This window comes from Sodalinema gerasimenkoae IPPAS B-353, assembly GCF_009846485.1.
GTDB classification, from domain to species: Bacteria; Cyanobacteriota; Cyanobacteriia; order Cyanobacteriales; family Geitlerinemataceae; genus Sodalinema; species Sodalinema gerasimenkoae.
Genome location: NZ_ML776472.1, coordinates 3,483,932 through 3,503,334, shown reverse-complemented (window position 1 = coordinate 3,503,334; position 19,403 = coordinate 3,483,932). Strand labels below are relative to the sequence as shown.

The window sequence follows — 19,403 nt, the reverse complement described above, 5'->3', positions numbered from 1 at the left end:
GTTATCCCTGAAAGCGATCAATGATGTCCTGGCGCGAGAGTTGTAGCAGGAGGGGCATTAATTCGCTGGAGGGACGGCGAATCATCCTATCTAGGATGGCGTTGAGTTCGTCATCTAGGGGACCGAAACGGGCTTCTAAGAGGCTGGCGATCGCCTCCCGCCGTTCTTGTTCCCGTCCCCGTTCAAGACCTCGTTCTAAGCCAGATAGTTTTGCTTCTTCAAGTTGTTGGTCAAACAGAGGAGATAAACGCATAATTAAGTCCCTATCCTCCTGATTTAGATTGGGGTTCATTTCTAGGTTAGCCTTGAGGCGATTGAGCAGCATTAAGGCATTGCCACGAAAGGGATTACCTGGGGGGAGTTGTTCAAGTTCATCGAAGGCCTGTTCTTGGACTTGTCCCCGCCCTAAGACCCTTAGCCATAGGGTATCCCTAGTCCAAGGGAGTTGGTGAATGACGATGATCGCGCTGCGCCATTGGGCTGACAACGGATAGATGCCTTCGCCCCAATTCTCCACCTCCAGGGTAGCACCAAAGCCTTCTAAAAGAGGGGCTGAGGCGGTTGGGGTGAGAATCCAGAGGCGGGGTTGGTTTGACTCAGCGAGTGAGGTTTGCTGGCGTCGGGCTTCTCGTCGCAGTTCGGCGAAGATGACCAGGAGTTTGAGGACGCAATCGCGGATTTCGTCGGCGGTGACGGGGTTGCGGTAGGGTTCGAAGATGGCGGGAGAGTGCAGGGTTCGGGCCAGGAGGCCTAGGGGTTCGGCTGAGAGACGAGGTTCAGGGTTGGGGTTAAACCAGAGGTCGATTTGACGGACTTCTCCCGCCACCCGTCGCGGTGATTGGATGGTGACCTAGGGGGTTAGAAGTTCTTCGAGGTAATCTTTGGCGAATTGGTCGTGGATGAAACGGGTCACGGGGCGATGCTGGAGAAGTTAAAGTTGATTATCTCAAAAAAAACCCGGTTTGGGGAAGAAACCGGGAGGCTGAGTTGAATTTATTAGCTAAATCGCTCAATGATTTCCTCGCGCGAGAGTTGCATGAGAAGGGGCATTAACTCGCTCGATGGACGGCGAATCATGCGGTCTAGGAGTTGGCTGAGTTCGTCATCTAGGGGACCGAAACGGGCTTCTAGGAGGCTGGCGATCGCCTCCCGCCGTTCTTGTTCCCGTCCCCGTTCTAAACCCGATAGTTGAGCGGCTTCAAGTTGTTGGTCAAACAGAGGAGATAAACGCATAATTAACTCTCTATCCTCCGAGTTGGGGGTGGCGTTGGTTTCTAGGTCAGCTTTGAGGCGATTGAGCAGAATTAAGGCATTGCTGCGGAAGAGATTGTCTGGGGAAAGTTGTGCCAGGTCGTCAATGGCCTGTTGCTGGACTCGACCCCGCCCTAACACCCTCAGCCAGAGCGTATCCAGGGAACGAGGTAGTCGGTGAATGACGACAATGGCTCCTGGCAATCCCACGGGAAAGTGATAGATGCCTTCGCCCCAATTCTCTACATCTAGGGTAGCACCAAAGCTTGCTAAGAGCGGGTCGGAGGCGGTTGGGGTGAGAATCCAGAGGCGGGGTTGGTTTGACTCAGCGAGTGAGGTTTGCTGGCGTCGGGCTTCTCGTCGCAGTTCGGCGGAGATGACGAGGAGTTTTAGGACGCAATCGCGGATTTCGTCGGCGGTGACGGTGTTGCGGTAGGGTTCGAAGATGGCGGGAGCGTGGAGGGTTCGGGCCAGGAGTCCCAGGGGGGCCGGGGATAGGGGACATTCGGCGTTGGGGGAAAACCAAAGGTCGATTTGGCGGACTTCTCCGGCCACTCGTCGCGGCGATTGGAGGGTTCCGTACGGGGTTAGGAGTTCTTCGAGATAGTCTTTGGCGAATTGGTCGTGGATGAAACGGGTCACGGCGCGATGGTGCAGGAGCTGAGGTTGATTATCTCAAAAAAACCCGCTTTCGGGAAAAAACCGGGGTTCTGAGCTGGATGTATCGGCCAAACCGCTCAATGGATAGTCGTCGCATTCGTAGGCAGGATGGGGCTTGTAACCTCAGTATTTTGAGGTGCTTGGTGTTGAATCTATTGTGGCGGCATCCCGGTCGGGGTCGTTTGAAGATGAAACGTTACCGAGGCAGTCTGGAGCATCGGTTTCTGCTCGAAATTCTGGTGGCATCTCTCCTTATCACACTCTCCTTAATGATTTGATGCGTTTACCCGGTCTAAAACCACAGAAAACGAAGAAGATACAGACCAACCTACAGATGCTAAAATTGAGGAAGATGGCGACTTAAGAAGTGACTCGGAAGTCACGATAGAGCCGCTGCCGCGCTGGGAACCTCGTAACCGCCTTCTAGTCGTGCCACGAACTGTCTCGATCTTTCGGAGTCCGCAGTAAGATTTCCTCCTTTATTGAGACCCTCCTTGGAAGTGTTTTCCTAGCTGAGCAAAAACACGCGACATCCTGATTTACTGAAAAGATAAAATCATGAAAAGCAATTTTGATTATACAAATCTAGTTAAAGATTCACGAAAATACTATATAGCTTCTTACTACCTCTCTAGATTTGACAAGGATGAATATGAAAGATTAGGCAAACACTTGGGTTTGCCAAAAGGCAAACAAAAAAAAATTTGTAAAACACATGTCCATAACGAGGTCGCTTTAATTACCAACAATAAAGCAAGCACAATTAAGAACTGTCGTGATGCCTTTGATTCCGTTCATGGAAATTTAAGAAAAGGGTGGTACCAAAACCCGCTTTACCCTGCACAAAAGAAGGTTCTCGATTTTTTTCAAAACTATTCTCATGATCAAGTGTATAGTATCGTTTGTATGATATTAGATCGCCCTGACGTACCCGTCGAAGAATTGCTTGAATCATGGAATTTGGATATTCAAAATGATTATACAGGCTTTAGCAAAAAGGTTGAAGTGAATCAACGTCAAGATCAGTCTCGCTTTCGCAAAGATGTTCTCAACAATTTCAATCGTTGCTGTTGCCTAACAGGTGAATCTGCGGAAAATTTATTAGAAGCCAGTCATATCGTTCCGTGGAGTGATCGCGAGACGAGCCGGTTAGATCCAGGAAATGGTTTATGTTTATCTTGGATTTATCACAAACTTTTTGACCAAGGATATTTTACATTGACCAATGAGCTGGTCGTTGAAATATCTGAAGAATCGAAAAAACCCTCTAAGATGTCTCAATTTTTACTTCAAAAAATCAATGATAAACCTATAAAAAGGCCCATCAAACATAAAATAAAGGTAGAATACTTAGAATATCATAGAGATAAAATTTTCTTGTTGGAAAACTTTGATGAATAGCTGAGATGACAATTTCAAATCCTGTTGTGTTAGGTACAATTTATACGATTTTTGATGCGTTTACCCTCTGAGCGTTAGCGGCAATTTCACTCCGCCGCGCTTCAATTCGGCGCTTGCGGAGCAATTCAAATAGACGTTCTTGCTCCTCATCAGGTAACGCCTCAGTCGACTCAATAATTTGTTGAAATGTCATTGTTCTACCCTCCCGTTCATGAATAAATTTAACCGATTACAAAACAGGTTTCATCCTCACTTGACCTGGCACGGGGCGAAATTAAAACAAGAAATAGCGTTGGGCCATGGGTAAACTCTCCGCCGGTTCACAGGTTAATAACTCCCCATCGGCCCGAACCTCATAGGTTTCTGGATCAACCTCAATCTGGGGTAAGGCATTATTCAACTTCAAATCCCCTTTGCTAATCTGGCGAGTGTTCGATACCGCCAGGGTGGGTTTGCGTAACCCCAGTTGACGGCCAACCTCCGCCTCAACCGCCACTTGGGAGACAAACGTGACTGACGTGGCTGCGATCGCACCCCCATAACTACCAAACATCGGCCGCATATGCACCGGTTGCGGGGTGGGAATACTGGCGTTCGCATCTCCCATCTGGGCCCAAGCAATCATCCCACCTTTAATGACTAACTCCGGCTTCACCCCAAACATAGCCGGTTTCCAGAGACATAAATCGGCCAATTTCCCCGCTTCAATCGAACCCACATGATTGGAAATTCCATGGACGATCGCCGGATTAATCGTGTACTTCGCCACATAGCGTTTGGCCCGCAAATTGTCATGGCGATCGCAGTCAGCCCCCAACGGCCCTCGCTGCACTTTCATCTTATGGGCCGTCTGCCAGGTTCGGATGATATTCTCCCCAACCCGTCCCATGGCTTGGGAATCGGAGGAAATAATACTAAATGCCCCCAAATCATGCAAAATATCCTCCGCTGCAATAGTTTCGCGGCGAATCCGGGACTCGGCAAAGGCCACATCTTCGGGAATGTTGCGATCAAGGTGGTGACACACCATCAACATATCCAGATGTTCTTCTAAGGTGTTCACCGTATAGGGCCGAGTGGGATTCGTGGAAGACGGTAAAACATTGGCCACCCCACAGACTTTGATGATATCTGGGGCATGACCGCCCCCAGCACCCTCGGTATGATAGGTGTGGATGGCTCGATTCTTGAAGGCGGCGATGGTGTTCTCCACAAACCCGGCTTCGTTGAGGGTGTCGGTGTGAATCGCGACCTGGATGTCATACTCGTCGGCGACGCTGAGACAGGTGTCAATGGCGGCGGGAGTGGTTCCCCAGTCTTCATGGAGTTTTAACCCCAAGGCCCCGGCCATGACTTGTTCGACTAATCCCCGTTTTTGGGAACTGTTCCCTTTTCCCATAAAGCCGAGGTTGACGGGGAAGGCGTCGGCCGCTTGTAGCATCCGATGGATGTTCCAAGAACCGGGGGTGCAGGTGGTGGCGTTGGTTCCGGTAGAGGGGCCGGTTCCGCCGCCAATCATGGTGGTGATTCCTGAGGCGATCGCCGTCTCAATTTGTTGCGGACAAATAAAGTGAATGTGACTATCAATTCCCCCAGCCGTGACGATACAGCCTTCAGCGGCGATCGCCTCAGTGGCGGGACCAATAATAATATCAACGTTGTCCTGAATATGAGGGTTTCCCGCTTTGCCAATTTTGCAAATTTTGCCGTCTTTAATGCCAATGTCGGCTTTAACAATGCCCCACCAATCGAGAATGAGAGTGTTGGTAATCACCACATCTACTGCGCCTTCGTCGCGAGAAATGGGGGATTGTCCCATGCCGTCTCGGATGACTTTTCCCCCGCCAAATTTGACTTCATCGCCATAGGTGGTATAGTCTCGTTCAACTTCGATAATAATGTCAGTATCGGCTAGGCGGAGGCGATCGCCCACAGTGGGACCAAAGGTTTCAGCGTAGGCGCGGCGATTCATGAAGTAGGGCATGGGATAAAAGAAGGGAACAGGGAATAGGTAACAGGGAACAGGGAGCAGGGGGGTAGGGTGTGTCCCGGCATCGTTGAATTTTGGGCTTTGCCGACTTGGTTCAAACTTGCCGGAACGCACCGTTTTAGAAGAACCCACCCCGCCCTGCGGGCACCCCTCCTAGGAGGGGAAGGAGCGTTATTTTTTCTTTTTCTTCTTCTTCTCTTTTTTTGATTTTTTCTTGTCTTTGCTGTCGTTATCGTCTAATTTTTCGTCTAGGGAACCGTTGATTAAACTATTGAACCCGTAGATTTCACGGGTTCCAGCTAGGGTGACCAACTCTACCTCTTTTTCATCTCCCGGTTCAAAGCGGACGGCAGTTCCGGCGGGGATGTTGAGACGCATTCCTCGGGTTTGGTCGCGGTCAAAACTTAGGGCGGCGTTGACTTCAAAAAAGTGGAAATGGGAGCCGACTTGAACCGGGCGATCGCCACTGTTGGCAACGGTAATTTTGAGTTTAGGACGACCTGCGTTAAGTTCAATCTCACCCTCTAGGGGCAATAGTTCTCCGGGAATCATGAAGGTTTCTCCTTATGGTTTTTGCGGTTGAGGCGAACAGTTAGGGTCGCCCAAATTAGGATTTACAGATAGAATGGGTTAAATAATTGGGTCGTGAATAGTGACTAATTTAGTCCCATCGGGAAAGGTGGCCTCAACTTGTACTTCCGTGACCATTTCGGCAATGCCATCCATGACATCATCACGGGATAATAGCGTTTTGCCAAACTGCATTAACTCCGCGACCGATCGCCCCTCTCTGGCCCCCTCTAAAATCCCCGCTGTAATATAGGCCACGGCTTCGGGATAGTTGAGTTTTAAGCCTTTGGCTTTGCGGCGTTCAGCTAATAAGGCCGCTGTGAAAATGAGCAGTTTATCTTTTTCTTGGGGAGACAGTTGCATAGAGAGTACGCCCTCGGGGACATTAATAGGACCAAATGCGGGGAATCGTGACGGGGCGATCGCCTTGAGATTGACGTAGCAGTTGCCACAAATCCAAGAAAGCGGCCGTAGCGTTCTGGGTCGATCGCCCTCGATACCGGCATATTACCCCAGATTGGCGACAGGAGAGGGCAATCTCTCCCTCAATCTCTCGCTGTTGCCAGAGATGACGGACGTTGTCGACGATTTCTGGGGAAACGGCCTGGCCCATCCAGGCTAGGGTTCCCACCACTGGCTGGCTATTTAAGCCATTGGGGGCATCCAAGAGAGGGGAACCGCCGTCGAGATGTTGGCGATCAATCCAGAGGGGAATCCCGTTTTGCCAGACTTCCGTTTGCGATCGCCAGTAGCCGTTGTTGAACCGTTCGCCTCGGGCTGTTCGCCCAAATCGCAGTAACTCCCACCCCAGCCAAACGGCATTTTCTCCCAAGTGGACTCGTACCTGTTGCTGAAACTTCGCTCCATCAAAGACGATGCTTTCACGGGGAATATACTCCAAATAGGCATCGTGATCTAGGGACATGGTCAGGGTTTGTTGAGATTCGGGGCCGTTGCTGCGATAGAGTTTACTGGCGGAGACGGTGGTGAGGCTGGCTTCGGCGTGGGGATGGAGGGTAATCTCTTGGCTGAGGCGATCGCCGCCGACGATTCCCCCGGCGGTATGGAGAATCAGACTTTGACAGGTTTGGCCGTCGGGATGGAAACTCCGTTGCAGTTTCAGGGGAGACTGGCTATAGGCATCAATCACGCGGGTCATCTCGCCGCGTTTGGCGTAAGTGAGTTTGAGTTGACCTTGCCAGGGAGTGGTCATATTGCAACAATTGGTCTCAATCGGACAAAAAATAGGGGAACAGAAATCACGTAGGGGCGTACCCTTGTGGTCGCCCTCTTCCTCTTCTGGCAACAGGCAACAGGTCGGGACTTCTCTCTTAAACTCGGAGTGTCAATCTGGCAATCGAAGATTGCCATAATGGAAATTAAGACTTAACAGAGATGCGATCGCACAAAGATTTCAATCTCATCAAGGCCCTGTTGCGTTTTCAGATTGGCGAAGACAAAGGGACGTTCTCCCCGCATTTTGGCCGCATCTCGTTCCATAACCCCTAAGTCTGCCCCAACATAGGGTGCTAGGTCAATTTTGTTAATCACCAACAAATCCGATTTGGTGATTCCGGGGCCGCCTTTGCGGGGAATCTTGTCCCCAGCAGAGACATCAATCACATAGAGGGTTAAATCCACTAACTCGGGGCTAAAGGTGGCCGCCAAATTATCGCCGCCACTTTCAACAAATAGGATATCCAGAGGATTGAACTTGAGTTCGAGTTGTTCGACAGCCGCCAAGTTCAACGACGCATCCTCGCGAATCGCCGTATGGGGACAGCCGCCGGTTTCGACTCCCAGAATGCGATCGCCCGCTAAGGCCTGAGACTTCACCAAAAACTGGGCATCTTCTTGGGTGTAGATGTCATTCGTCACCACCGCTAACTCTAAATCCCCCCGCAACCGCTTACAGAGGGCATCGACGAGGGCCGTTTTCCCCGAACCCACCGGCCCAGCAATTCCAACACGTAAAGGGGTCATAACGCTGTCATTACCTCTTGATTAACTGCGAAAGAGACGGCTGTAGAGGGTTTCATGCTGCATACTAGCCAGACTCGCCCCCCAAGTACAGGCGAATAAGTCCTCATCGCCCAAACTGAGGAGACGCTGAGAACCCGCCTCTAAAACGGGGTGAAGTTGCCGAATTAGCCGCTGTCCGCTCGTTTGCCCCAGAGGAATCAATTTAACACCGGCTCCAATCAGATTACTGCTCCAACTGTGCAGATAGCCCAGTATGGCATCTTCTAAGGGGATTTTCCAATGGGCCACCGCTAGGGCGTAGGCGATCGCCAGATTACAATTGGGGGCAAGTTCCCGGCGACAGGTGGCTAAGTCAGGGAGTTGGGGCGAAATATCCTCTAAATCCGTTAACAGACGCAGCAGGGAATTGCCCATCTGCCAACTTTGCTGTTGCAATTCTCGGCTGTCGCGACTGGCGGTTAGCCAATGGTTCCAATAGACCAATGTGTCGAGGTCAGAGTGAGTTAGGGCATGATAGGCTCGCACTAGGATAGCCCCTTCGACGGCGATCGCCCCAAACTGTAACTCCATCTCCAACCAACTCCCGAGTTGGGCCGCGTCGCTAATCCGTTGCTGTTCCACCAGGGTTTCTAGGCCCTCAGAGTAGTTATACGCCCCCAGGGGCAAGCCTGGACTGGTTAACTGCAATAAATTGAGTAATGATGACATCCGTGAAACTCCCAGACCACAAAGCTTTTAGCTAACGCATCCCCAAGATAGCAAAAAAAATCGGGAAAACCCTTGACATCCCTTGGGGGCGTTGTTAGTATAGTTATCGCTGACTCGTTGGGGCGTCGCCAAGCGGTAAGGCAGCGGGTTTTGGTCCCGCCATTCGGAGGTTCGAATCCTTCCGCCCCAGTTCAAAGGATAGACTATGGTCTATTGGAAAGAGGTTGTCTTCGGGCAGCCTCTTTCGTTGTTTGGCTGATTCGCCGGCTGCGCGATTCAGCCATTGAGAGATTCAATCTCCCGGGCCACGAGTTTCTGGAAGTCTGCGTTACATTGTTGGTTGAGATGGATAGACGCGGCCAGGAGTTCTGTGAGAATGCGCGATCGCTGACGCTCGTTAATGTGGGGGAGTTGCAGTTGATGGATGAGGGTGGTGACATTTTCGCATTCCCGCGCGAGTTCACCTACTTGTTTCAAGAGTTCCGTCTTTTTCATAGATTTTCAAGGTAAAAAGTTGACAATTTACGCATTTTATGTAATGAAAAACAGATTGTCCTAGTCAATTTGCCCCGATCCATTTTAGCGGCAGTTGGGACAGGGTAACAGTCTGTCCTTAGTGGGAGATTTCTTTCACGGTATAGAGGGGCCGCCCTTTCACTTCTTCGTAAATGCGGCCAATATATTCCCCTAAAATGCCAATACAGACTAATTGAACCGCCCCTAAAAAGAAGATAGCGATGGTGATAATGGTTGCACCAATTAAAGGCGATTCGGGATAGAATAAACGCCAATAAAGAACGGCAAACACCATCATCACAGCAATTCCGGCGGCCAAAAGTCCTAGATAAGTGGCAAAGCGTAGGGGAACCTTCGAAAAGGACATAATCCCATCAATTGCTAGAGAAAAAGATTTACGAAAGGTATATTTTACATCCCCGGCAAAACGAGGATCTCGCCTGAATTGAAGTGAGGTTTGTCGGAACCCCACCCAGGCCCGTAAGCCACGAATATACCGATTGCGTTCAGGCATAGAATTGAGTAAATCCACCACCTGTTTATCCATTAAACAGAAGTCCCCGGAATCCGTGGGAATGGCCACATCCGCTAAACGTCGTAAAACGCGGTAAAAGCCATAGGCCAGCAGCCGTTTTAGCCAGGGATCTTGATAACGGGCGATGCGTTGGGCATAAATCACCTGATAGCCCTGTTGCCATTTTTCGAGTAACTCAGGGATGAGTTCTGGGGGGTCTTGTAAATCCGCATCCATAACGATAACAGCTTTCCCTGAGACGAAGTTTAAGCCCCCCGTAACGGCAATTTGATGACCAAAATTACGAGCAAAACTGAGATAGCGGAACTGGGGATTGTGTTGATGATACTGACGCAGAAGTTCAAGACTGCGATCGCCACTGCCATCATCGACAAATAACACCTCATAGGGCTGCCCCACTGCCTGAGTTACCACTGTTAACCGTTGTACCAATTCGGGTAGGTTCTCTTCTTCGTTGAAGATGGGAATAACCAGGGAATAGAGAGGGGAAGCCATTGGGATTTATCGTAATCTGGCGTTGTCTTGCGAGGCGTTATCTTAAGTGTTATTTGGTAGCAACGACGGCAATGTTCCAAGCCATGCGCTTCATGCCAGGGACTTTCTTGAGGATGCGATCGCATCCTTCCAAACGACTATACAGGGGCTTTAACCGCTGTTGTTCTTTAATGATTTTCTTCCAATAGCGTTCCTCATTGGGATGCACTCGTTCAATCAAATAAAACTGTAGAAAAATCCACAAAGTTGCCAGCCAAAAAGTGTTATAGCGAGTTTCTGAAAAGAGTGGTTTAATCTCTTTGACGATGTTGATATGCAGCGGCGTTTCATCGTCCGTACGAACATCCGTGGCCATCCGTCGATAGACGTTAATCACGGGATTATGACGGAGGGGGTCCCAAAAACACATTTTTCCCCCTGGCTTGAGAACTCGGTGCATCTCTTGAATTGCAATCATAGGGTTGGGAATATGATGCAAGAGATTCGCTGCATAGACAATATCAAAACTATCGTCAGGATAGTCAATATCCATCGCATTGATAACCTTTCCTTCCACCTGAACCCCATTATGTTCGGCAAGTTTTAGGGCCACCTCCACCATTCCCGGCGAGTAATCACTGGCGACACAATGGGCCCCACGAGTCCCAAAATAGACACTATTTTCACCAGCCCCGCAACCCACATCCAAGAGGCGTTTCCCATGGACATTGCCCAACTGTTTGAGAATGAAGCGGTTTTCCGGGGCGGTACAGGCTTCAAAGTAGTCCTCCACCTGAATCCCATCTACATCAATTCCGGCGGCCCAGCGATCATGAAAGGCTTGCTCTTTCGCCAAAATATCATCATGGCTATCGTTCTGCATGGGATCTGAAGATAAAGACATGGGTTCAGCCAAACGATTGAAAGATTCAATTTATCATATAGCACTCCGCCGTGACCCCTAACCCTAGAGCGATCGCCGTCTAATCCCCCAAGTTACGCCTCCACGGTTAACTGGTTCAAGGAGAGGGGTTCACTGAAGGATTGGCGGGTTTCTGCGGTGAGGCGATTGAGATATTGCAGAAGCTGCCGGGCCAAGGGACGATGGATTTGATAGGTTTTCGACTCTGGGAAAAACTCGAATAGGGGAGTGGTGGTCACTTTCTCATAGAAGGGAAATTCACGGGATTCTGGGGTTAACCACTCGTGATCGGGAGCCGTGGGGATTAAGCCTGAGGGGAGTTGGTTGTTGAGTAGAGCCGTGAGTCGGGATTCGATGCCCCCCATGTGGATCCCCCGCAGTTCTAGGAGGCTGATGGCCTCTTGATGGGAGACGGGGCGATCAGGGACAGTTTGTAACAGTTCGTATAAGAGGAAGAAATCACTATATTGCTGCTTCCCATAGGCGGGATTGAGGGGATAGTGGAGAAATTGAGCTAAACCGGCGGCAATGGGATTGAGGCCAGGACTAGGGACAGAGCGAGTCGACGCTGGGGATTGGCTCACCACTACAGCATTGGGGAGTTTCTGTTGTAGCCAGGGGGCAATGTCCCTGAGGCCATTGGCCGAGTCTCCGATGAGTAAGACGCGGGAAATCCCCTCAACCGAGAGGCCCAATTCGCTAAAAAACTGATTTAACTCTTGGTTGAGTTGTTCAAAGAAGGGAACAAAGAGGGTTTCTTGCACTTGATAACGATGGAGCCGCCCCCAACGTCCTGCCAGTTCAAATTCTGTGCGATCGCTCACCTGCAAGGCAGCTAGGACTTGACGGGCTAATTCCCGAGCCTCTTGGCGATCGTCCTCCGCATCTAACCATTGCTGAAAGGCGATGCGAGTGGCTACATCGGGCCGGCCACTGCGAGGCAATTCCTCTAACTCCATCGCCCCAAGTTGGGTACACCAGTCAGGATGAGGGGCCAGCATCAACTGAATCAACACATCATCGGCTAAATCTCGATGGCCATAAGCCACATGTCGTTCTCCCAGGGGAAGGGGAAGCTCGCTAAATCCTTCTGAGGAGACGGCGGTGGCCCGATTCCCGAGTTGGAAGGGAGCTAGGGCAATGTCGCGGGCCCCGACGACCATAACGAGGGTGATGCCCCGTTCCTTGGGGTCAATGGCCCAAGTTGGGGTTGGCGTCATGTCAGCGGGGGAGTCTGCGTCTGTCTGAGACTCTACCTGAGACTCTAATGGATGTTCCTCGGAGCTATCGAAAGAGGCATCTAGGGCACAGACGAGAGCCGCTAGGGGAGCCTGACAGAAGCCAATGCGATCAGGGCGGGGGACTAATCCTGCTTGTAGGGCAGCTTCTCGTACATTGAAACGGAAGGCATCATTACTTGAGGCGGGTTCGCGAATGATGACTCCCCCGAGTTTGCCGAGGATGTCTGGTAGGGAGGGCAAATCGGACGCCAGTTCTGGGCGGTTGGGGTGGTAGAGTTGGGCGGTTTTCAGTTGGCAGAAGAGGCGGGTGAGGATATCGCGACTGCTGGCCAGGGGTAAATCGTAATTGAGCGATCGCCCCAACACCGGTTCTAGGGTTCCTCTACGGCTACGCCAGGGAACCATAATCCTTAAGACTTGCTCGAACTCATCGAAAATAATCCCCTCATCGAGTGATCGCGTTTCCAGTCCTACTCGCCAGGACGGTAGAGATAAGCGTTCTTCTAAGGAGTCTGGAGATGAGTTAGATGCCGCTTTCCCGGATTGCTGTCGGGCGATCGCCGGTAACTCAAACCAGGGCTGTCGTTCCCCCTCAGGTTGCCATCCCAGACGATACTGCTGACCGGTATAGGCACAACTGAGAACTGCCGCCAAACCGCGATCGCTCCAGTCAATGCCTAAATACCAATCCCGATGGTGACTATTTTCGAGCCAAATCGGCGGCGGAGCTTTCACCCGACCGAGTTTGGCGGTTTCTGGTTTGGGCCGTTTGCGGACGGGGGCCGAGATGGGGCGAGCCTTGGCTTGGGGAACTGGGGTTGGGGCAGCTTGGGGGCGATCGGCCACCATAGGAACTGCTGACTCATCCCTCGTCTGAGGCTCCTTCGTCTCTTCTTCCTCCTTGTCCTCGTCGGCAAAGATGTTCGCTAACGCTGAGAGTAAGTCCCGCTCCGCTCCCGGTTCATCGGTTGCCTCTTGCTCCTCGACAAGACTATCTGCCAATTCCGAGAGCCGCTCTCTCTGGGCCTCAGTTTCCTCAGCTTCGGCTTCATCGGCTTCGGCTTCATCGGCTTCGGCTTCATCAGGCCCAGCTTCATCAGCCTCAGTAAAAATATCTGCCAACTCCGAGATGAGATCTTTCTCCGGTTCTGGTTGCGTTGTATCGTCGATATCGTCTGGCCAGACAAACGGATTTTCAAACGCTAGATCCTCGGGGTCTTCATCTAAGGAGATGGGGGGAGGCTGCGGGGTTAAAGAGTCTGGGGTTTCCTCGGGGTCTTCTAGATCTAACTCCAGTTGACGGGGATCTAGGATATCCTCCAGCTCCTGGGGATTGTTGTCCTCCTGCACTGGGTCTTCTAGGATATCCTCCTCCTCAGGAGCTGATTTGAGGGTTCCTCCCATCAGGGCGATCGCCTCTCTTAGACTGCTAATGGTATCTCCAGAGGCCGCCATCAAGTCTTCACTGGCGATCGCCTCCTCAGGAGCCTCAGACTCAGTTCTCTGGGCCTCCTGAGGGGGAGACTCCACCAAAATATCCTCCTCCTCATCCTCCTCGGATGGGGATGTTAAGGAGTCAGCCAGTACTGGCTCGTCCACCTCTTGGAACGATGCCGCAAACTCCGCCAACTCCGCCGCGATCGCCGCCTCTTCTGGAGAGAACCCATCAGAAGGAGGCGGTGACGGAGGGGGGATTGGTCGGCCCGGAGGGGACGGCCGAGGAGAGAACCGGGTTTGAGGGGGCTGGGTTCGAGGGGCCCGAGCTTGAGACGGGTGTCCTCGACTTTGGGGAATCGTCTCGGCACTGTCTTCGTCATCCTCTTCATCGTCTTCGTTGCTGGGACTATCAGACTCAGACTCGGTATCTGCGAAACTGCTGTAGAAGCTATCGAGTTCGCGATCTAAATTCTTATCCTGAGTGGGATTGGGGTTGAGTCCCTGTTGAACCGATTGGTTGAGGTCTTGTTCGAGATCGAGAGCCGCCTGTTCACTAGACCAAGACATGGGTTCCGAGTCAGCAGTGAACCAAGACTCAAAATCATCCTCAACCGACCCAGACTGGGGCGAGGTGGAGGCTTTAGATTTAGGGTCAGGGGCGGGAGAAGACATGGATGGAGGGGTTAACGGGTCATCACTGGGGTCGTCGGGAGTTGGGGAGGAAGCGTCTAGCTCCGGCTCTGGCTCCGGCTCTAGCTCCGGCTCTGGTTCTGGCTCTGGCTCCGGCTCTGGTTCTAGCTCTAGCTCTGGCTCTAGCTCCGGCTCCGGCTCCGGCTCTGGCTCATCCTCTAAGTCCTCTAGGAGGTCTAGCTCTAACTCTGGCTCATCCTCTAAGTCCTCTGAGGGAGTGTCATCGGGGGAGACTAAATCCTGAGTGGTTTTAGTGGTTCCCTCCAATTCTGCCATGTTTGTTTCCAATTGGTCAGTCTCTAGCGAACTCTCTTGAGATTCAGCAGAAGGTTCGGGGAGTACTTCAGACTCAGAAATGACGGAAGCGACGGGAATTTGGCTATCATCCTCCAAGCTGTCATCGTCTAAATTCGGGGAGTCCTCCTCAACTCCGGCAGCCTTGGGAGGGTCGAGGTTTAGGGACTCATCACCCTCTAAGCTCTCGTAGCTAGGCTGCTCCACGATCGCCTCAACGGCGGCGTCGAGTTCCGGGGGACTATCACCGCCGAGGGAGTCGGTTAACTCCAGAGTACTATCTAAACGGGCCCCCAACTGGCGCACCAGAGCAGCGACAATGGCTTCCCCTTGTTGGCTAAAGTTATAGATATTCTGAATACTGCGGGTTAAAGAGGTTTCATAGCCCTGGAGATTAGCGATGACTCCATCAAAAATCGTGCGTAGGTTATCGTCGAGGTTCATCAATAGGCGATCAGCGTCAGCTTGAACCGCTTGTAGATGTTGGCGACGTTCTTCAGGGTTGAGTAACGCGGCCACCGATTCATCATCCCCCGTGGAGGACTTGGAGGGGGAAGCCGGATCGCTGTTTTCCAGTCGGGCCACCTCTTGGGCCAGGCGATCGCGATGCTGTCGTAACCCCGCGAGTTCTTCTTGAAAGGGTTGCAGCAGGCGATCGCGCCAATCTTCCTCGGCGGGTAACTGGGGGGGCGTTTCCCCTGTTGACGGCTCTGCATCTGAGTCGTAGGGGCCAACTGTCCTGAGATAGTCCCGCAGCCGCAGTAGGATGTCCCGAGTGCGATCGGAGTCTATCTCAACCGAGTCGTCGGCGAGAAGCTCATCGATCTCCGCAATGAGATCTTTTGGGGGCAAGGGTTGAGAGGTCATAGGTTCCATGGGTCACGGCAATTTGTCAAAAGGTCAAGACGTTAAAGCAATGCCCAAATTTTAAGCGGTTGTCGGGGTCACTCCTAGTTCAGCCGGGGAAAAGCTTGGGATGTCATGGATAGCAACTTCATCCCCAGGTGCGATTTAACCGCAACAGTTGTAACGTTTCTATGCCAACCCCAGCCTAAAGACCAGGCAACGCCCAATTGCCTGATAAGATCAAGAAAAGCAGGATCGCAACCATACATCTCGCCAATGCTGATCTACGATAGAGAAGCCCTCATGGAAGCAACCCCGACTTGTGCCTAAGCTTTAGTCTGAGATGCCTAGTTGAGGAGTGTTATCCTCCGGCTCAGGTCGGCTCGGCTCATTCTTGCCAGCTACCTCAGATTCGACCGATTTCAACCGATATGTGACGACCTCATGGAAGACCGGTATCACCCTCGTGAAGCGCATCAAAATCCCGAACTCGAAAAGAAGCTCCGGGCGACTCCTTTCTTTGCGGGTTTACCTGAACGAATGGTTGACGATGCCCTTGCCCATGTGGTAACGCGCACGCACCCCCCGAACCAAGTCATGTTACTGGAAAATGACTGGGGGAGTTCTGTCTATTTCATTTTGGAAGGCTGGGCTAAAATTCGTACCTACAATATTGATGGCAAGGAAGTCACCCTCAACATTCTCGGGAGTGGTGAGATTTTTGGTGAGATGGCCGCTTTGGACGAAGTGCCCCGTTCGACAGATGTAATTACCCTGGCCCCAACCACCATCGGCAATATGCCGGCTCAGGATTTCGTCCATCTGGTGAAGACGGAACCCCTGGCGGGGATTCGTTTGGCTCAGTTGATGGGCCGTCGTTTGCGTCAGGTGAATCGCCGTCTGCGCCTGCGGGAGTCTGATAGTACTTCGCGGGTGGCGGATATTTTGCTATTTTTGGCGGAAGGACAGGGAACTCGTGACGAAACTGGGGGAATGGAGATTCCTAACTTGCCTCATCGGGAGTTGAGTAGTCTCAGCGGCTTGGCTCGGGAGACGGTGACGCGGGTGTTGAGCAAGTTAGAGAAGAAGGGCCTAATTTCGCGCGATCGCGAGATGATTCGCATCCCCGATGTCTATGCCCTGGAACGAATGCTAACGTAAGGCCCCTGGACATGAGCAATCCTTCTTTATGAATCGATCTCGACAGTCGCCATTGCCGATGGTGGAAACGGCGTTTCTTGCCAGTACCGCCAGTTTGATTTGGCTGATTAACTATTATTTTCCCCTCGGCCCCCTGTTGCGGATCTTTTTCCCGATTCCCATGGCGTTGGTCTATTTACGTTGGGGGAAACGGGCCTCCTGGATGTCGGCTTTGGTGTCAGGACTGTTGCTGTCGGTGTTGATGGGACCGACGCGCAGTATCCTGTTTATTGTGCCTTATGGCTTACAGGGTGTGCTGTTGGGGGTGCTGTGGAAACGACGAGCCAGTTGGGAGGTGGCGATCGCCCTAACGGGACTGTTGGGAGCCTTTGGGGTCTTTTTTCGGGTCTGGTTGGTCTCGATTCTCTTGGGAGAAGATTTATGGGTCTATTTCACGGTTCAGATGACCCAGCTCCTCAATTGGGGCTTTGAACGGATTGGTTGGCTAATTCAGCCCAGTTTAACGGTGGTTCAAGTTCTCTCGATTTTGGCGATTCTGATTAACAGTCTCGTCTATGTGTTTGTGGTTCACTTGGGAGCGTTGCTGTTACTCGATCGCCTGGGAAATCCCATTCCTCGCCCTCCCCAATGGATTCAAAGAATTTTGGCGTTGGACTATGACGATGAGGCGACGTGAGCTGGGATTCCTCGTTCATTCGAGTCTATACGGAAACCGCTCGGGGTCAGGCCTGGTTAGACCGCTATAGCGGAACCTCGCCCCTTTTTGCCTGTGTGTTTGGCTTTACGGAAACAGGAACCCTACCAGATATCTCGGCGGCGGGCCGGACTCCCGCTGATCGTCGTAAAACAGCTTTAGCAGATGCGGAATATCTCCTCAGTGGTGGGACAACGCCCCCTCACTATCCGCTTCCTCCTCTCACGGCCGGGGCCTCCCCAGCGGTTATCTCGCGGGCGGTTATTGAGGGACTGTCTCTACCTCTCTATGTATTTGATGCGGGTTTACCGGCGGCGATTCCTCAGCCGTCTCCCTTACCCGCCGCCACCGTGGTGGAACGGTTCCCGGCGGTTCCTGCTCGCTGTTTAACCACCGGCGCGGCGATGACGGCTACGCAAGTGCAGGAGCTGTTTGCGGCGGGGTTAGCTTGGGGCGATCGCCTCGCGAACCATTGTGATTACGCAATTCTCGGAGAATGTGTGGTGGGAGGGACGACCACGGCCCTGGCGGTGTTGTTAGCCTTGGGAATTGCGGCTGAGGGACAGGTTAATAGTAGTTATCCTCTCTGTAATCATCAGCGTAAACAGGATGTGGTGGATGAGGGGTTACGGCGTTGGCGAGAACAAGGGGGGGATGCGGGCCCCTTTGGGGTGCTTCAGGGACTCGGCGACCCCATGCAGGTAGTGGTAGCGGGGTTAGGGTTGGCCCTGAGTCGTCGCTGTGGCGTGTTGCTGGCTGGTGGGACGCAAATGCTGGCGGTGTATGCTCTGTTGCGGGCGATCGCTCAGGAGATTGACTATCCTTGGCGGCCTGAGCAAATTGTGGTAGGCACGACCCGCTGGGTGGCGGAAGATCCGACGGGGCAAACGGTTGAGTTGGCTAAAACTCTAGGAGATGTATCGCTGTTGGCCACGCAGTTAAGTTTTCGTCAGGCCCGATTTCCTCAGTTACGAGCCTATGAAGCGGGGTATGTGAAGGAAGGGGTTGGAGCCGGCGGTTGTGCGATCGCTGCGAGTTTACAAGGATGGACGGCCTCGTCTCTCTTAGCGGCTATTGAAACCGGCTTGTCCCAGTTAATTGGCTAACTGTCACGAATCAGTTGTGAGTCTCTGGTTGGGGTTGCCCCCCTGATATCGGAGGATATCAGGATGACTCAGAGGTCGTCCAAGATTATCGTTGTCGCTCTTGGATGAGGTGATGCTTGCGTTGGGCAAAATCTGTTCGCGAAAGCAGTTGTTCTTCTAGGGCCGCAATCCGATTGTAGGCGGCGGTCAGTTGGGCCGTCAGTCGCTGAATCTGCACTTCAGGCGCAATATTAGCTTCCGGGCTGGCTTGTCCAGGACTCGGGCGAGATTCATCGCCTAAGACATCTTTGTGTTGCATGAAATGTCCCCAATCTTGGGCGGCATCGGTGACCAAAGGAGTTTCTAGGGATGGCTCAGTGGTTAAGCCAGATTCAGAGGGCAGATGGGAGCTATTCTGCTCAAGAACGTGCGATAGTTTCAGATTAAGACGCTCAATCGTCTCATAGAGTCCATCAACCTTGGTATTTAAGGTCAATATCTGATGTTGTACGGAATCCATAGCTTGATATCTCGACGGTTTACAGGTTATTACCCATTTATAGTAGTCAAGAATTCTGGAAATCCTAATTTACTTCTAGTTTATTTAACTTTTACAAAAAAGGTCGTGGTAAATACAATTTAAGTTTGCTTTTGTAAAGCTTGTGTAAAGTTGTCGTAACAATGGTTACGATTGGCGATCGCCCATACAGATTAGGGGTTCAGAGCTATGTCCCGGCCATTGCAACTCGGTTCGAGATGAATCCACCTCATCATTGACTGCGACAAAACTTGGGTTGAGCAACATCCTGCAAGAGATGGCTTCTGGGAGGCGGCTTCTCCTAGTTGTATCGCTCATCTCCTGTCCTCGTCTAGGATTGCGCGAATTTAGCTCAAAGGACAGTCAACAAAACGCTATGCTGAAAGGTGTAATGGAATTATACAAAA

Annotated in this window: 19 protein-coding genes and 1 tRNA gene; 5 read left to right on the top strand and 15 right to left on the bottom strand. The window is 51.9% G+C overall.

Going from position 1 to position 19,403, the window contains the following annotated elements; all coding sequences use genetic code 11:
* Position 1: 1 nt before the first annotated feature.
* Both L855_RS15230 and L855_RS15225 read right to left on the bottom strand, forming a co-directional pair.
* Positions 2-826 carry a hypothetical protein gene (locus tag L855_RS15230; RefSeq protein WP_343039294.1) on the bottom strand — a complete coding sequence of 275 codons (825 nt, stop codon included), beginning with the start codon at positions 824-826 and terminating at the stop codon, positions 2-4.
* Between the two features lie 170 nt (positions 827-996).
* On the bottom strand, positions 997-1,893 hold the full coding sequence (locus L855_RS15225) for a hypothetical protein (protein WP_159789418.1): 897 nt from the start codon (positions 1,891-1,893) through the stop codon (positions 997-999).
* Positions 1,894-2,469: 576 nt separating this feature from the next.
* Between L855_RS15225 and L855_RS15220 the strand changes: the two genes are divergently transcribed.
* Entirely contained in the window at positions 2,470-3,312 is an 843-nt protein-coding gene (locus tag L855_RS15220; protein WP_159789416.1) for an HNH endonuclease, read from the top strand.
* Between the two features lie 40 nt (positions 3,313-3,352).
* Here L855_RS15220 and L855_RS21210 read toward each other — a convergent pair whose 3' ends face one another.
* The 7 genes from L855_RS21210 to L855_RS15190 form a co-directional block, all read right to left on the bottom strand.
* A complete protein-coding gene (locus L855_RS21210) occupies positions 3,353-3,505 on the bottom strand; it encodes a hypothetical protein (protein WP_192925037.1) in 153 nt (50 codons plus the stop codon).
* 81 nt (positions 3,506-3,586) lie between these two features.
* Positions 3,587-5,296 carry an urease subunit alpha gene (gene ureC, locus L855_RS15215; protein ID WP_159789414.1) on the bottom strand — a complete coding sequence of 570 codons (1,710 nt, stop codon included), beginning with the start codon at positions 5,294-5,296 and terminating at the stop codon, positions 3,587-3,589.
* A gap of 177 nt (positions 5,297-5,473) precedes the next feature.
* The gene (locus L855_RS15210; protein ID WP_159789412.1) at positions 5,474-5,854 is read right to left on the bottom strand and encodes an urease subunit beta; all 381 of its coding nucleotides are present in this window, start codon (positions 5,852-5,854) and stop codon (positions 5,474-5,476) included.
* Positions 5,855-5,932: 78 nt separating this feature from the next.
* On the bottom strand, positions 5,933-6,235 hold the full coding sequence (ureA, locus tag L855_RS15205) for an urease subunit gamma (protein ID WP_159789410.1): 303 nt from the start codon (positions 6,233-6,235) through the stop codon (positions 5,933-5,935).
* Positions 6,236-6,257: 22 nt separating this feature from the next.
* Positions 6,258-7,085: an urease accessory protein UreD gene (locus L855_RS15200; protein ID WP_159789408.1), complete on the bottom strand. Its 828-nt coding sequence runs from the start codon at positions 7,083-7,085 to the stop codon at positions 6,258-6,260.
* Between the two features lie 173 nt (positions 7,086-7,258).
* Positions 7,259-7,855, bottom strand: coding sequence for an urease accessory protein UreG (ureG, locus tag L855_RS15195; RefSeq protein ID WP_159789406.1), 597 nt, complete (start codon positions 7,853-7,855; stop codon positions 7,259-7,261).
* 21 nt (positions 7,856-7,876) lie between these two features.
* Entirely contained in the window at positions 7,877-8,563 is a 687-nt protein-coding gene (locus L855_RS15190) for an urease accessory protein UreF (protein WP_159789404.1), read from the bottom strand.
* A 118-nt stretch (positions 8,564-8,681) separates the two neighbouring features.
* Between L855_RS15190 and L855_RS15185 the strand changes: the two genes are divergently transcribed.
* A tRNA-Gln gene (locus L855_RS15185) sits at positions 8,682-8,753 on the top strand.
* Between the two features lie 86 nt (positions 8,754-8,839).
* Here L855_RS15185 and L855_RS15180 read toward each other — a convergent pair.
* The 4 genes from L855_RS15180 to L855_RS15165 all read right to left on the bottom strand — a co-directional run bounded on the left by L855_RS15180 (position 8,840) and on the right by L855_RS15165 (position 15,539).
* Positions 8,840-9,058 carry a hypothetical protein gene (locus L855_RS15180; protein WP_159789402.1) on the bottom strand — a complete coding sequence of 73 codons (219 nt, stop codon included), beginning with the start codon at positions 9,056-9,058 and terminating at the stop codon, positions 8,840-8,842.
* A gap of 118 nt (positions 9,059-9,176) precedes the next feature.
* Positions 9,177-10,109 (bottom strand): glycosyltransferase family 2 protein, encoded by a 933-nt coding sequence (locus tag L855_RS15175; RefSeq protein ID WP_159789400.1) that lies wholly within the window; start codon positions 10,107-10,109, stop codon positions 9,177-9,179.
* A 49-nt stretch (positions 10,110-10,158) separates the two neighbouring features.
* Positions 10,159-10,992 carry a class I SAM-dependent methyltransferase gene (locus L855_RS15170; protein WP_246198895.1) on the bottom strand — a complete coding sequence of 278 codons (834 nt, stop codon included), beginning with the start codon at positions 10,990-10,992 and terminating at the stop codon, positions 10,159-10,161.
* Positions 10,993-11,084: 92 nt separating this feature from the next.
* Entirely contained in the window at positions 11,085-15,539 is a 4,455-nt protein-coding gene (locus tag L855_RS15165) for a hypothetical protein (protein WP_159789398.1), read from the bottom strand.
* 423 nt (positions 15,540-15,962) lie between these two features.
* On the opposite strand from L855_RS15165, the gene L855_RS15160 reads away from it, so the two are divergent.
* Genes L855_RS15160 through cobT form a run of 3 tightly spaced genes read left to right on the top strand, consistent with a single transcriptional unit; the run spans position 15,963 to position 18,479 of the window.
* The gene (locus tag L855_RS15160) at positions 15,963-16,679 is read left to right on the top strand and encodes a Crp/Fnr family transcriptional regulator (protein WP_068788036.1); all 717 of its coding nucleotides are present in this window, start codon (positions 15,963-15,965) and stop codon (positions 16,677-16,679) included.
* 28 nt (positions 16,680-16,707) lie between these two features.
* Positions 16,708-17,355 carry a DUF2232 domain-containing protein gene (locus L855_RS15155; protein ID WP_159789396.1) on the top strand — a complete coding sequence of 216 codons (648 nt, stop codon included), beginning with the start codon at positions 16,708-16,710 and terminating at the stop codon, positions 17,353-17,355.
* On the top strand, positions 17,352-18,479 hold the full coding sequence (gene cobT / locus L855_RS15150) for a nicotinate mononucleotide-dependent phosphoribosyltransferase CobT (protein WP_246198893.1): 1,128 nt from the start codon (positions 17,352-17,354) through the stop codon (positions 18,477-18,479). Before L855_RS15155 ends, cobT begins: the two co-directional genes overlap by 4 nt.
* An 85-nt stretch (positions 18,480-18,564) precedes the next feature.
* Here the strand turns inward: cobT and L855_RS15145 are convergent, their stop codons facing one another.
* Both L855_RS15145 and L855_RS15140 read right to left on the bottom strand, forming a co-directional pair.
* Positions 18,565-18,978, bottom strand: a complete 414-nt coding sequence (locus L855_RS15145) for a hypothetical protein (protein WP_159789395.1) — start codon at positions 18,976-18,978, stop codon at positions 18,565-18,567.
* Positions 18,979-19,143: 165 nt separating this feature from the next.
* A complete protein-coding gene (locus tag L855_RS15140; protein ID WP_159789393.1) occupies positions 19,144-19,314 on the bottom strand; it encodes a hypothetical protein in 171 nt (56 codons plus the stop codon).
* Positions 19,315-19,403 lie beyond the last annotated feature (89 nt).